This window comes from Streptomyces sp. enrichment culture (assembly GCF_964272855.1).
GTDB lineage: Bacteria > Actinomycetota > Actinomycetes > Streptomycetales > Streptomycetaceae > Streptomyces.
Genome location: NZ_OZ186847.1, coordinates 5,032,963 through 5,045,694, shown reverse-complemented (window position 1 = coordinate 5,045,694; position 12,732 = coordinate 5,032,963). Strand labels below are relative to the sequence as shown.

11 protein-coding genes are annotated in these 12,732 nt (G+C 73.7%); 5 read left to right on the top strand and 6 right to left on the bottom strand.

Features of this window, described 5'->3' with window-relative positions; genetic code table 11:
* Nucleotides 1-19: 19 nt before the first annotated feature.
* Entirely contained in the window at nt 20-526 is a 507-nt protein-coding gene (locus ACSU6L_RS22220; RefSeq protein ID WP_437059347.1) for an ATP-binding protein, read from the bottom strand.
* 226 nt (nt 527-752) lie between these two features.
* A complete protein-coding gene (locus ACSU6L_RS22215) occupies nt 753-1,163 on the bottom strand; it encodes an STAS domain-containing protein (RefSeq protein WP_437059345.1) in 411 nt (136 codons plus the stop codon).
* A 238-nt stretch (nt 1,164-1,401) separates the two neighbouring features.
* Here ACSU6L_RS22215 and ACSU6L_RS22210 point away from each other — a divergent pair, with 238 nt between their 5' ends.
* Both ACSU6L_RS22210 and ACSU6L_RS22205 read left to right on the top strand, forming a co-directional pair.
* Nucleotides 1,402-2,319: an RNA polymerase sigma factor SigF gene (locus ACSU6L_RS22210; protein ID WP_437059343.1), complete on the top strand. Its 918-nt coding sequence runs from the start codon at nt 1,402-1,404 to the stop codon at nt 2,317-2,319.
* Nucleotides 2,320-2,479: 160 nt separating this feature from the next.
* Complete coding sequence (locus tag ACSU6L_RS22205) at nt 2,480-3,991, top strand: ricin-type beta-trefoil lectin domain protein (protein WP_437059341.1); 1,512 nt, start codon at nt 2,480-2,482, stop codon at nt 3,989-3,991.
* A gap of 45 nt (nt 3,992-4,036) precedes the next feature.
* Here the strand turns inward: ACSU6L_RS22205 and hutI are convergent, their stop codons facing one another.
* From hutI to hutU, 4 genes are all read right to left on the bottom strand, one after another.
* Complete coding sequence (hutI, locus tag ACSU6L_RS22200; protein ID WP_437059339.1) at nt 4,037-5,332, bottom strand: imidazolonepropionase; 1,296 nt, start codon at nt 5,330-5,332, stop codon at nt 4,037-4,039.
* Nucleotides 5,329-6,666: a formimidoylglutamate deiminase gene (locus ACSU6L_RS22195; RefSeq protein ID WP_437059337.1), complete on the bottom strand. Its 1,338-nt coding sequence runs from the start codon at nt 6,664-6,666 to the stop codon at nt 5,329-5,331. The genes hutI and ACSU6L_RS22195 overlap by 4 nt, the downstream gene beginning before the upstream one ends.
* The gene (locus tag ACSU6L_RS22190; RefSeq protein WP_437065006.1) at nt 6,663-7,865 is read right to left on the bottom strand and encodes an allantoate amidohydrolase; all 1,203 of its coding nucleotides are present in this window, start codon (nt 7,863-7,865) and stop codon (nt 6,663-6,665) included. Before ACSU6L_RS22190 ends, ACSU6L_RS22195 begins: the two co-directional genes overlap by 4 nt.
* A 62-nt stretch (nt 7,866-7,927) precedes the next feature.
* Nucleotides 7,928-9,592 carry a urocanate hydratase gene (hutU, locus tag ACSU6L_RS22185; RefSeq protein WP_437059335.1) on the bottom strand — a complete coding sequence of 555 codons (1,665 nt, stop codon included), beginning with the start codon at nt 9,590-9,592 and terminating at the stop codon, nt 7,928-7,930.
* A 172-nt stretch (nt 9,593-9,764) separates the two neighbouring features.
* Here hutU and ACSU6L_RS22180 point away from each other — a divergent pair, with 172 nt between their 5' ends.
* The 3 genes from ACSU6L_RS22180 to ACSU6L_RS22170 all read left to right on the top strand — a co-directional run bounded on the left by ACSU6L_RS22180 (nt 9,765) and on the right by ACSU6L_RS22170 (nt 12,706).
* A complete protein-coding gene (locus tag ACSU6L_RS22180) occupies nt 9,765-11,165 on the top strand; it encodes a diaminopimelate decarboxylase (protein WP_437059333.1) in 1,401 nt (466 codons plus the stop codon).
* A gap of 171 nt (nt 11,166-11,336) precedes the next feature.
* Nucleotides 11,337-11,732 carry a hypothetical protein gene (locus ACSU6L_RS22175; protein ID WP_073941352.1) on the top strand — a complete coding sequence of 132 codons (396 nt, stop codon included), beginning with the start codon at nt 11,337-11,339 and terminating at the stop codon, nt 11,730-11,732.
* A complete protein-coding gene (locus ACSU6L_RS22170; protein WP_437059331.1) occupies nt 11,729-12,706 on the top strand; it encodes a transcriptional regulator in 978 nt (325 codons plus the stop codon). Before ACSU6L_RS22175 ends, ACSU6L_RS22170 begins: the two co-directional genes overlap by 4 nt.
* Nucleotides 12,707-12,732: the final 26 nt, after the last annotated feature.

Here is a 12,732-nt window from a genome sequence, read left to right as displayed (position 1 = left end):
CCGGCGACGCCCGGGCCGGTCACGCCGGAGCGCCCAGCTCCGCCCACACCGTCTTGCCGGACACGCCCGGCGTGCGCACGACCCCCCAGTCCAGGCAGAGCCGCTGCACGATGAACATCCCGTGCCCGCCGGGCCGCCCCGCCCGGTGCGGGGTACGCGGCGCGGGCTGGCCCGAGCCTCGGTCGGAGACCTCGATCCGGATCACCTTGTTGTCCTGGGCGATCCACATCTCGTCCGGCCCCTCGGCGTGCAGACAGGCGTTGGTGACCAGCTCGGACACGACCAGCAGGACGTCCTCCGCCGCCGCCCGCCGATCCGCCGTCGCGGCCGGCAGCCAGCCCCACGCGTACAGGGCCTGCCGGGCGAAATCCCGAGCCATCGGCACGACCCCGGTCGCGCCGTCCAGGCTGAGCCTGCGGACCTCACGCCCCTGCTTCGAGCCGGGCGCTCCCCCCTCGGGCCCCCCGGAAGCGCCGCTGGGCTCCGGGCCGCGGTCGCCCGGCGAGTAGGGCCGGGTGGTGCTCATCAGCGCTTCACCTCACCGATTCACCAGTTCACGATTCAAGAGTTCCTTCACGAGTGCCGGCCGTCCGGCACCCGGGCCGGCCGACGGTGACCGCTCCCCTGCCGTCCTCACCGTCTCAGCCGTCCGTGCCGTCCGTGCCACCGACGTGTTCAGGATGTCTCCTGCCCGACCGGGCGGGCGGGACACCCCCTCTTTTCGGCACGACCCGGGCACCGTCCCGCCCCGCTCAGCCGACGCCGCCCGAGCCGCCCTCGCCGCTCGCTCCGGGCTCGCCCGCCAGGGCCGCGTCAAGGGTGTCGTGGACGGTGAAGACCGCGTCGGCCCCGGTGATCTCGAAGACGCGGGCCACCACCGGCTGCATCGCGGCCAGGTGCACGCCGCCGCCCGCGGCCTCGGCCTTCAGGCGGGCGCCGAGCAGGACGTTCAGCCCCGTCGAGTCGCAGAACTCCAGTCGTGAACAGTCCACGACCAGTCGACTGAAACCCTTGGCGAGGCACTCCTCGAGTGGCTCGCGCAACAGATCGGCGGTGTGGTGATCGAGCTCACCCGCCGGAGTCACGACGGCGCTAGAACCCGCTTCCCGCACCTCCACCAGAAGCCGGCCCGACTGTGCGCTGCCGACCGTCCCGTGGTCCATGCCGTCTCTCTCCCGAGGTCGTGGCTGCTGACTTGTCGCCCTCGAACACTACGCCTTCCTTCACCACTCCAACAGCCGAACATCCGGGCAAAAACGGACATTCTAACATAGAACGCACTTGCGGTCTGCTCGGGGTAGCGGGTAGGGCTAGTAAGGACACGTACCCGACACGGCCGGCTTTGGAGGCGCCGCACACCGCAGTGCACGTACTGGCTTCGGCAGCCATATGCCGAGAACGATGGAGGACATCATGTCACCCCGGCTCGACGCCTCGCATACCCACCAGGCGACGTCGACACTCCCTCCGGAACATCTGGATCCCATCGCACAGGACGGCGTCGCGACCGACGCCCTCACGGGACTCCCGGAGATCCCCCCGTACGACGAAGTGGCCCCCGAGGACGCCCGGGCCCTGTCCAAGACCCTCTTCGAGCGGCTGGAGTCGCTGGAGGAAGGGACGCACGAGTACTCGTACGTCCGCAACACCCTCGTCGAACTGAACCTCGCCCTGGTCAAGTTCGCCGCCTCGCGGTTCCGCTCCCGCAGCGAGCCGATGGAGGACATCATCCAGGTCGGCACGATCGGCCTGATCAAGGCGATCGACCGTTTCGAACTCAGCCGCGGCGTCGAGTTCCCCACCTTCGCGATGCCAACCATCATCGGGGAGATCAAGCGCTTCTTCCGCGACACGTCGTGGTCGGTCCGCGTGCCCCGCCGGCTCCAGGAGCTCCGGCTCGACCTGGCCAAGGCCGGTGACGAGCTGGCCCAGCAGCTGGACCGCTCCCCGACCGTGGCCGAACTGGCCGAACGGCTCGGCATCTCGCACGAAGAGGTCGTCGAGGGCATGGCCGCGTCGAACGCCTACACGGCGAGCTCGCTCGACGCCCAGCCCGAGGAGGACGACAGCGAGGGCGCGCTCGCGGACCGCATCGGCTACGAGGACCACGGGCTCGAAGGCATCGAGTACGTCGAGTCGTTGAAGCCGCTGATCGCCGAACTGCCGCCCCGGGACCGCAGGATCCTCTCCCTGCGGTTCGTCGCCGGCATGACGCAGTCGGAGATCGGGGAAGAGCTGGGGATCTCCCAGATGCACGTGTCCCGGCTGCTGTCACGGACGCTGGGGCGGCTGCGCAAGGGGCTGACGGTCGAGGAGTGACCTCTCCCGCCCGGTGCGCCGGGTGCACGCGGGGCCGGGGGCCGCTCCCGGTTACCCGCGGAAACTCTTTCCCAGGCGGTCCCCGTCCTCCACTATGAGCCGTCATACCCGCCGGTAGGTCAGGACACCGGCGGGTGGCACGGCTGCGAGGAGGCGGGGGATGGGCCGGGGGCACGACCATGCGGGAGCGGCCGACGCACGGCTCGCGGAACTGCTCCGCGGCGACTCCGCGAGCGCGTACCCGGCCCTGCAGGAGCTGCGCGCCCGGCACCAGGAGTCCGCGCTCGCCTACGCCCGGCTCTGTGCGGCCGGCCAGTCGACGGCCCGTCAGCTGGCCGCCCAGGCCTTCACGGTCGCCGCGCGCGAGGCGGCCCGCGGCAACGGTCCCGCCCTGCCATGGCGGCACCGCATCCTGCTGCTGACCGCGCGGCTGGCCGCCGAGTGGGCCGCGGGCGAACGCTCCGCCGGGCTCGACCCCGGCCTGCTGCTGGTGCTGAACACGGCGGGCCCCGGCGGCCCGGTCCCACCCCTGCTCGACGCGTTCCGCTCGCTGCCGCCCCGTACCCGGGGCATCCTCTGGTACACGGTCGTCGAACAGGAGGACGACGAAACGACCGCGACCCTGCTCGGCGTCTCCCCCCAGGAGGTGACCTACGGCAGGGACGCGGCGCTCGACGAGATGGCGCGCGCCTGCCTGGACGTCCGTCTCGGCGCCTCCGACGACCCGAGCTGCCGGGCGTTCCGGCGGCTCATCGAGGAGTCCGCCCGGCCGCACGCGCCGCGCCGCAGCCGCGACCTGGACGCCCACCGGGCGGTGTGCGTGCACTGCGCGACGGCCCATGAGGAACTGTCCGACCTGCGCGACTCGCCCCGTACGGCGCTGGCGGAAGGCCTGCTGCCGTGGGCGGGCGCGGCCTACGCCACGCGCGGGCGGGAGCCCGGCGCCGCGGCCGCCGGGACGTCCTGGCCGCCGCAGCGCCGCCGGTACTCCCTGGTCACCGCCGCCCTCGGGGTGGCTCTGACGCCGCTGCTGGTCTTCCTGCTGACGCCGGACGAGCCGGGCACGGAGAACACGGCAGGCCCGGCGAGCCCGGTGTCGGTCCCGGCCGCTCCCCCGCCGGTGACGGTCACGGCGACCGCGACGAGGACGGTGTCTCCCACCCCCACCCCCACCCCCGTCACATCGCCTCCCGCCACCTCACGCAGTGCGACTCCGTCGCGCACGCCGAAGCCGTCCCCGAAGCCCACGCCGCCGCCGGTACGGCTCCCCGGCGGCTCCTACGCCCAGGTGGTGAACGCCGTCTCCGGGCTCTGCCTGGACATCCGCGACGGCGTCATGGACAACGGCACGGACGTCATCACGGTCCCCTGCGCGGCTTCCTCCATCACCCAGGTCTGGCGGGTCGACACCGGGCGGGGCGTGCTGCAGTCGGCCGCCGATCCGGCGTACTGCCTGGACAGCCGGGGCTCGGTGGACCGGGGCGTGGGCATCTGGACCTGCTCCTCGGTGGACGGGCGCAACGGCCGGAACCTGCGGTTCGCGGTGGACGGGCACGGCGTGATCCGCCCGGCGATCGCTCCGGGGCACGCGGTGACCCCGGTCGGCGGCGGGCGGCTGGCCCTGCTGCCGGAGGCGGGGCGGGCGGATCAGCGGTGGCGGGCCGCTTCCTGACGGTGTGACGCCTGGAACTCGCGGTGGGCCGACTGTTCCTGACGGTCAGACCACGCGGGTGCCGCGTCGCCAGACGCCGGTGACCAGGGGGACGCCGGGGCGGTAGGCCAGGTGGACGTGGCTCGGCGCGTCGAGGAGGGTCAGATCGGCGAAGGCGCCCGGGGTGAGGCGCCCGATGTCCGCGCGGCGCAGCGCCCGCGCCCCGCCGGCCGTGGCCGACCACACCGCCTCGTCCGGCGTCATGCCCATGTCCCGCACGGCGAGGGCGATGCAGAACGGCACGGACGAGGTGAAGGACGAGCCCGGGTTGCAGTCGGTGGACAGGGCGACGGTGACGCCGGCGTCCAGCAGCCGGCGGGCGTCGGGCCACTCGGCGCGGGTGGAGAACTCCGCGCCGGGCAGGAGGGTCGCGACCGTACGGCTGTTTGCGAGGGCGTCGACGTCCGCGTCGGTGAGGTGGGTGCAGTGGTCGGCGCTGGCGGCGTCCAGCTCGACGGCGAGCTGCACGCCGGGCCCGTACGACAGCTGGTTGGCGTGGACGCGCGGGTGCAGGCCCTTCGCCTTGCCCGCGGTGAGGACGGCGCGGGCCTGGTCGCCGTCGAAGGCGCCCTTCTCGCAGAAGACGTCGATCCAGCGGGCGTACGGTGCGCAGGCGTCCAGCATCTCGCCGGTGACCAGGGCGACATAGGCGGCCGGGTCGTCGGCGTAGTCCGGGGAGACGACGTGCGCGCCGAGGTAGGTGACCTCGTCGGTGTGGGCGGCGGCGATGCGCAGGGCGCGGGCCTCGTCCGCGACGGTCAGGCCGTAGCCGGACTTGGTCTCGAACGTCGTGGTGCCCTGGCGCAGGGCCTCCGCGAGGTAGCGGGTGAGGTTCGCCTCCAGCTCCGCGTCGGTGGCGGCGCGGGTGGCGGCGACGGTGGTGCGGATGCCGCCCGCGCTGTACGGCCGCCCCGACATCCGGGCGTTGAACTCCTGTGTGCGGTCGCCCGCGAAGACCAGGTGGGAGTGGGAGTCGACGAAGCCCGGGACGACCGCCCGGCCGCCGGCGTCGACCCGATTGTCAGTGGCGGGTGCTTTGCTTTGATCACCGGTCCACGCGACGCGGTCGCCTTCGATGACGACGGCCGCGTCCTGGATCAGTCCGAGGGGGGAACCGTCACCGAGGGAGGGGTCGTTGGTGACCAGGGTCGCGATGTTGGTGATGAGCGTGCTCGCGGTGCTCGCTGAGTGGGCGGGGCTGACGGTCGTCGCGTTGCTCATGGCGTCCTTGGTTGCCTGGTCGGCGGTGGGGTCGGGTTCGGGGGCGGAGGCGGGCCGCCCGGGTGGGCGGCCCGCCGTCATCCGCGCAGGGCTTCGACGGCGTGCGCGAGGGCCTGCGGCACATCGGGGACGAGACGGTGGACCCCGTCCCGTACAACGTGCCGGCCTCCCACGACCGTGTGCGACACGTCCGCTGCCGACGCGGCGAATACGGCCGTCTCGGCACCGAGCCGCGGAAGCGGCCCTGCCGTCCTGACCGAGTCGAGCGCGATCGTCGTGAAGTCGGCGAGCGCGCCGGGCTCCAGGACGCCCGCGTCGTCCCAGCCGAGGGCGGCGTGCCCGTCGGCGGTGGCGGCCCGCAGCAGGGCGGCGGCCGTCCAGTGGCCGCGGGTGCGGGTGCGCAGCCGCTCGTTCAGCTCCATCGCCCGCGCCTCCTCCAGCAGGTCGACGACGGCGTGGCTGTCGGAGCCGAGGGAGAGCGGGGAGCCCTCGTTCTGCAGGGCGACGGCGGGTCCGATGCCGTCGGCGAGGTCCCGCTCGGTCGTCGGGCACATACAGGTGCCGGTGCCGCTGCCGCCGATGAGGGAGATGTCCTCGGCGGTCAGGTGGGTGTTGTGGACGCCGGTGGTGCGCGGGCCGAGGACGCCGTGCAGGGCGAGCAGCTGTGTCGGGGTGCACCCGTGGACTTCCCGGCAGGCGTCGTTCTCGGCGGTCTGCTCGGACAGGTGCACATGGAGCGGGGCCCCGCGCTGCTCGGCCCAGCGTGCCACGGTCGCCAACTGGTCGGCGGGCACGGCCCGTACGGAGTGGATCGCCGCCCCGATCCGGGCGTGCTCGCGCTCCTTGAGCCCCGAACAGCGTTCGGCCCAGGCCTCGGCGGTCCCGTCCGAGAAGCGCAGCTGGTGGGCGGTGGGGGGCTGTCCGAAGCCGGAGGAGAGGTAGGCGGTGTCGAGGAGGGTGATGCGGATACCGGCTTCGGCGGCGGCCGCGAGGAGGGCCTCGCCCATCGCGTTGGGGTCGGCGTACGGGGTGCCGCCCGGTGCGTGGTGCACGTAGTGGAACTCCCCGACCGCGGTGATCCCCGCCAGTGCCATCTCGGCGTACACGGCGCGGGCGAGGGCGTGGTAGGTGTCCGGGGTCAGCCGCTCGGCGACGGAGTACATGACCTCGCGCCAGGTCCAGAAGGTTCCGGAGCCGACCTGGACGGTGCCGCGCAGGGCGCGGTGGAAGGCGTGGCTGTGCGCGTTGGCGAGGCCGGGCAGGGTCAGCCCGCGCAGGACCTCCGCGCCCGGCGGCGGGCTGTCAATACCGGTGCGGACGGCGGTGATCCGTCCGTCGCTCGTCTCCAGGAGCACGCCCGGCTCGACGTGAGTGCCGAGCCAGGCGTGTTCCGACCAGTAGGTCGCCTTGGTCACCTGCAGGCCAGTCCTTCCAGTACGTCGGCCAGGGCGAGCACCCCGGCCACGCAGTCGTCCTCGGCCGCGAACTCGGCCGGGGAGTGCGAGACGCCGGTGGGGTTGCGTACGAACAGCATGGCGGTCGGGACGGTCCCGGAGAGGATCCCGGCGTCGTGTCCGGCGCCGGTGCCGAGAACGGGGACCGTCAGGTCGCTCTCGGCGCCCAGTATGCGGGCGAGTTCGTCGCGCAGCGCGTGGTCGAACTCGACGACGGGCGTGAAGGACTCACGGACCACGTCGAGGTCGACGCCGTGGGCTTCGGCGTACTCGCGGGCCGCCTTCTCGATGCCGCCGACCACCGTGTCGAGGGTGTCCTGCCCGGGCGCGCGGGAGTCGAGCCAGCCGCGCACCAGGGAGGGGATCGCGTTGACGCCGTTCGGCTCCACGGCGATCTTCCCGAAGGTGGCGACGGCCCCGGCGAGCCGTGCCTCCCGGCGGGCGGCGAGCACCGTCTCGGCGTACGGCAGCATGGGGTCACGCCGGTCGGCGAGCCGGGTCGTGCCCGCGTGGTTGGCCTCGCCGTGGAAGTCGAACCGCCAGCGGCCGTGCGGCCAGATGGCGCTGGCGATGCCGACCCGGTCCCCGGACAGGTCCAGGGCACGGCCCTGTTCGACGTGCAGCTCGACGAAGGCGCCGATGCGGGCCAGCCGCTCCGGGTCGGCGCCGATGGTGCCGGGGTCGTGTCCGGCGGCCTCCATGGCCCGCGGAAGGGTGACGCCGTCGCCGTCGGTGAGCCGGTGCGCCTGCTCGACGGTGAGCTGTCCTGCGGCGAGCCGGGAGCCGACGCAGGCGAGGCCGAAGCGGGCGCCTTCCTCGTCGCCGAAGTTGACGATGCCGAGCGGCTTGGTGAGCCGTGCGCCGCGGCCGCGCAGTTCGTCGAGCGCGGCGAAGGCGGACACGACACCGAGGGGCCCGTCGAAGGCGCCGCCGTCGGGCACCGAGTCGAGATGCGACCCGGTGACGACGGCGTCCCCGGCGGCGGGGTCACCGAGCCAGGCCCACTGGTTGCCGTTGCGGTCCACCTCGTAGGCCAGTCCGCGTGCCCGGGCCTGCCCCTGGAACCAGTCCCGGCACTCGGCGTCCCGGCCCGTCCAGGCGAACCGCCGGTAGCCGCCGGAGCCGGCGTGCCGGCCGATGGGGAGCAGTTCGCGCCACATCTCGTGGAAGGACGGAGCCGTGGACGGTGACGATGGGCTCGCCCCGGCCGGACGGTCGCCGCTCACGCCTGTTCACCCTCGCGCATCGGCACCCGCACGCCCCGCTCGTCCGCCACCGACTCCGCGATGTCGTACCCGGCGTCCACGTGCCGGATGACGCCCATGCCCGGGTCGTTGGTCAGCACCCGGCGGATCTTCTCCCCGGCGAGCGCGGTGCCGTCGGCCACGGTCACCTGGCCCGCGTGGATGGACCGCCCCATGCCCACGCCACCGCCGTGGTGCAGGGACACCCAGGACGCGCCCGACGCCACGTTGACCATCGCGTTCAGCAGCGGCCAGTCGGCGATCGCGTCGGAGCCGTCCAGCATCGCCTCGGTCTCGCGGTACGGCGAGGCGACGGAGCCGCAGTCGAGGTGGTCGCGGCCGATGACGACCGGGGCGGACAGCTCGCCGCTCGCCACCATGTCGTTGAACCGCTCACCGGCCTTGTCCCGCTCGCCGTAGCCGAGCCAGCAGATACGGGCGGGCAGGCCCTGGAAGTGGACGCGTTCCCCGGCCATCTTGATCCAGCGGGCGAGGGACTCGTTCTCCGGGAAGAGCTCCAGGATGGCCTTGTCGGTCCTGGCGATGTCCGCCGGGTCGCCGGAGAGCGCGGCCCACCGGAAGGGGCCCTTGCCCTCGCAGAACAGCGGGCGGATGTAGGCCGGGACGAAGCCGGGGAAGGCGAACGCCCGGTCGTATCCGGCGAGCTGTGCCTCGCCGCGGATGGAGTTGCCGTAGTCGAACACCTCGGCGCCGGCGTCCATGAAGCCGACCATGGCCTCGACGTGCCGGGCCATGGACTCGCGGGCCCGGGTGGTGAACCCGGCGGGGTCCTTGGCGGCGGCGTCGGCCATGTCCTCGAAGGCGATGCCGACCGGCAGGTAGGACAGCGGGTCGTGGGCGGAGGTCTGGTCGGTGACGACGTCGATCGGGGCGCCCATGGCGAGCAGCTGCGGCACCAGTTCGGCGGCGTTGCCGAGGACGCCGATGGAGAGCGGCCGACGCGCGTCCCGCGCCTCCACGGCCAGCTGGAGGGCGTGGTCGAGGGAGTCGGCCTTGACGTCCAGGTACCGGTGCTCGATGCGCCGGTCGATCGCCCGCGGGTCGCAGTCGACGCAGATCGCGACGCCGTCGTTCATGGTGACGGCGAGCGGCTGGGCGCCGCCCATGCCGCCGAGGCCGGCGGTGAGGGTGATGGTCCCGGCGAGGGTGCCGCCGAACTTCTTCGCGGCGACGGCGGCGAAGGTCTCGTAGGTGCCCTGGAGGATGCCCTGGGTGCCGATGTAGATCCAGGAGCCGGCGGTCATCTGGCCGTACATGGTCAGGCCGAGCTGCTCCAGGCGGCGGAACTCCTCCCAGTTGGCCCAGTCGCCGACGAGGTTGGAGTTGGCGATGAGCACGCGCGGCGCCCATTCGTGGGTCTGCATGACGCCGACGGGGCGACCGGACTGGACGAGCATCGTCTCGTCCTGCTTGAGGCCGCGCAGGGTGCGGACCATCGCGTCGAAGGACCGCCAGTCGCGGGCGGCCTTGCCGGTGCCGCCGTACACGACGAGCTTGTCGGGGTGCTCGGCGACCTCGGGGTCGAGGTTGTTCTGGAGCATCCGGAGGGCGGCTTCCTGCTGCCATCCCAGGGCGCTCAGTTCCGTTCCGCGCGGCGATCGGACGGGGCGGGGTCCTGACATGGCGTGCCTCCTGACGGACGGGCCTTGCGATGGCTGTGACGGCTGCGCTTGTTCTGCTGTTATTCACATCCTGTCCTTCTGAATAGAGCTAGTCAATACGTCGGTGTGGGCGCGCGGGCGCGTCGCGGATGTTTGGCTGGATGCGGGGCCCGGCGCGGGGCCGGGCGACGACATGACGGGGGACGTTGTGGTCAACGCGAGTGACGGCAGGGGCGAACGGGGCGGCGCCGAGCGGGCGGCCCGCCGGGACGAGGCGGTCCGCGCGGCCGTGGAGCAAGGGCTGCTCGGTCCCGCCACGCCCATCGTCGGGCTGCTCGACGTCACCGGCATCCGGGAGTCGGCGGCCGGGCTGCGGGCCGCCTTCGACGCGGTGACGGCGCCGGGCACGCCGGTGCTGCACGCCTTCGCGGTGAAGGCGACCCCGCTGGTGCCGGTGCTGCGGCTGCTGCGCGAGGCGGGGATCGGCGCGGAGGTGGCGAGCCCCGGCGAGCTGGCCCTGGCGCGGGCGGCGGGCCTGCCGCCGGAGCGGACGGTGCTGGACTCGCCCGCGAAGACGCCGGCGGAGCTGCGGGAGGCGCTGGCGCTGGGCATCGCCGTCAACGCGGACAACCCGCAGGAGCTGGCCCGCATCGACGCCCTGATGGCGTCCGCCCCCAGCCGCTCCCCCCTGGGCCTGCGGGTGAACCCGCAGGTCGGAGGCGGTTCCATCGAGGCCCTCTCCACGGCGACGGCCACCTCCAAGTTCGGGGTGGCGCTGCGCGACGAGGGGGCGCGGGACTGGGTCGTCCAGGCGTATGCCGACCGCCCCTGGCTCACCCGGCTGCACGCCCACACCGGCTCGCAGGGCATCCCCCTGTCGCTGATGGCCCGGGGCGTCGCCGAGACCCATGCGCTCGCCGAGGAGATCAACCGGCGGATCGGCCGTCCGCAGATCGACACGATCGACATCGGCGGCGGCCTGCCGGTGAACTTCGCGTCGGAGGCCGCGGATCCGACCTACGCGCAGTACGCCCGGCTGCTGCGCGAGGCGGTGCCGGCGCTCTTCGACGGCCGCTACGGCCTGGTCACCGAGTTCGGCCGTTCCCTGCTGGCCAAGCACGGCACGGTGGTGGCGCGGGTCGAGTACACCAAGTCGGCGGGCGGGCGCCCGGTGGCGGTCACACACGCGGGCGTGCAGGTGGCCACCCGTACGGTCTACGCACCCACCGCCTGGCCGCTGCGCATCGCCGCCTACGACGCGAAGGGCCGCCCGAAGGAGGGCCCCGAGACGGTCCAGGACATCGCCGGTCCCGCCTGCTTCGCCGGTGACCTGCTGGCCGAGGCCCGCGCCCTGCCCCTGCTCGAACCCGGGGACTACGCGGCGGCCCTGGACACCGGCGCGTACTACTTCGCGCACCACTACGCCTACAACTCGCTGGCCCGCCCCGGCATCCACGGTTTCGTGCCCGACGGAGCCGGGGGCGTGGCCTTCGCGACCGTCCGCGAACAGCAGACGCCGGCGGAGATCGTGGCCGAGTCCGGAGGGGCGCACGCCGACGCGCTCACCACCCTGCGCCCGCCCGAGCGCCGTTGACGCACCCGGGCTGAGCTGATGTTCAACTGATCTGAACATCAGCCCAGTTGACCCACATTAGCGGGTCCGACGCATGTTCCAATGGAAAATGCCAGATCCCTCACCCGCCGTCCACACAGTGCGTAGTTTCGGCGTCACTCGACCGAACGCCAGGCGGGGAGGGGAGCCACGGTGCCCGGAATCGACGAGTGCCTGCTGGAAGCTATGCGATTGCCCGGTGCCAGGGGTGCCGCACTGGTCGACTGGACCAGCGGACTGGCGCTCGGCGTCGTCGGGGAGTTCCCGGCCGGCGACGCCGAGACGGCCGCCGCCGAGGCCGCGGAACTGGCCCGGCTGGCGGCGGAGCACAAGACGTTCGCCCCGCACGACGGCGGACCGGGCGAGGCGGATCCGCCGGTCGAGGACCTGCTGATCAGCAACCGGGACTCGTACCACGTGCTGCGGTTCGTGCCGACGTCGTTCGACAGCACGGTGTTCCTGCACGTGTGGCTGGGCCGGGCGGACGGCAACCTCGCCCTGGCCCGGATCCGCCTGGGCGAGCTGGCCGGACGGCTGGTCCTGGCATGACACCCGTCGGCACCACTCCGCCGCCCCCGCTGCCCGTCCGGGACAGAGCGGGCCCCCGGCCCCACACGGTGACCGGGCTGTCGCCGATGCTGTCCCGGCTCGCCGCCGAGCGCGCCACCGGCGTCCTGGTCCGCGAGCGCGGCACGATCCACCTCGCCGAGGGCCGCGTCGTGCACGCCGAGAGCCCGGCCGCACCCGGTCTCGACGTCCTCCTGACCGCGCACGGCACGCTGGACGCCGCCGCCTGGCGGGAGGCCGTGGACCGGGCGGGGCCGGGGCCGGACGCCGGCCGGCTGCTGGTCGACGGCGGGCGGCTCACGGCGGGCGCGCTGGAGCTGTGCCACCTCGGCGCGCTGTACGACGCGGCGTACTTCGCGCTCGCCCCGAGCAGCACCCCGGGCCGGTTCCGCTACGGCGACCCGCGCCCGCCGGGCCCACTGCACCCGGTGCCGGTGGCCGAGGTGGAGCGCGCGACCCTGCGCCGGCGCGAGCTGCTGCACCGCGTCTGGCCCGACCAGCGCGCCGACAACGCCCCGCTGACCCGGCCCGGCCCCGGTACCGTCCCGGCGCTCCCGCCCCGGCGGCGGGCCGTGCTGGACCTGGTCGACGGCGTCCGCACCGCGACGGACATCGCCCGCGAGCTGGGCCGGCCCGGCTTCCACACCCTGGTGGACATACGCCGCCTGGCAGCGGCCGGCCTGGTGGCACCCCGCCCCCAGCCCGAGCACCGACCCGAGCACCAGCCGCAGCCCCAGCCCGAGCACCGGCTCGGGTCCGACCCGGCCCCGCCACCGGTGCCGTACCCCCACACCCCCACCCCCACGGTCACGCCCCCACCCCCGCCCCCCGCCGAGTACGCCCCGCCGCCGCCCCCACACGGCGCCCCGCTCATCGCCGACGGCTTCCTGCCCGAGGTCACCGATCCCGACATCACCCTGCTGAAGAGGCTCAGGGATGCGCTGGAGGCCCTTTGAACGGCACCGATCGCACGCCGAGAGCG

Coding starts and splice junctions, on each gene's coding strand:
- ACSU6L_RS22220 (WP_437059347.1), bottom strand. CDS start 526: ATGAGCACCACCCGGCCCTACTCGCCGGGCGACCGCGGCCCGGAGCCC.
- ACSU6L_RS22215 (WP_437059345.1), bottom strand. CDS start 1,163: ATGGACCACGGGACGGTCGGCAGCGCACAGTCGGGCCGGCTTCTGGTG.
- ACSU6L_RS22210 (WP_437059343.1), top strand. CDS start 1,402: ATGGAGGACATCATGTCACCCCGGCTCGACGCCTCGCATACCCACCAG.
- ACSU6L_RS22205 (WP_437059341.1), top strand. CDS start 2,480: ATGGGCCGGGGGCACGACCATGCGGGAGCGGCCGACGCACGGCTCGCG.
- hutI (WP_437059339.1), bottom strand. CDS start 5,332: ATGACGGCGGGCCGCCCACCCGGGCGGCCCGCCTCCGCCCCCGAACCC.
- ACSU6L_RS22190 (WP_437065006.1), bottom strand. CDS start 7,865: ATGTGGCGCGAACTGCTCCCCATCGGCCGGCACGCCGGCTCCGGCGGC.
- hutU (WP_437059335.1), bottom strand. CDS start 9,592: ATGTCAGGACCCCGCCCCGTCCGATCGCCGCGCGGAACGGAACTGAGC.
- ACSU6L_RS22180 (WP_437059333.1), top strand. CDS start 9,765: ATGACGGGGGACGTTGTGGTCAACGCGAGTGACGGCAGGGGCGAACGG.
- ACSU6L_RS22170 (WP_437059331.1), top strand. CDS start 11,729: ATGACACCCGTCGGCACCACTCCGCCGCCCCCGCTGCCCGTCCGGGAC.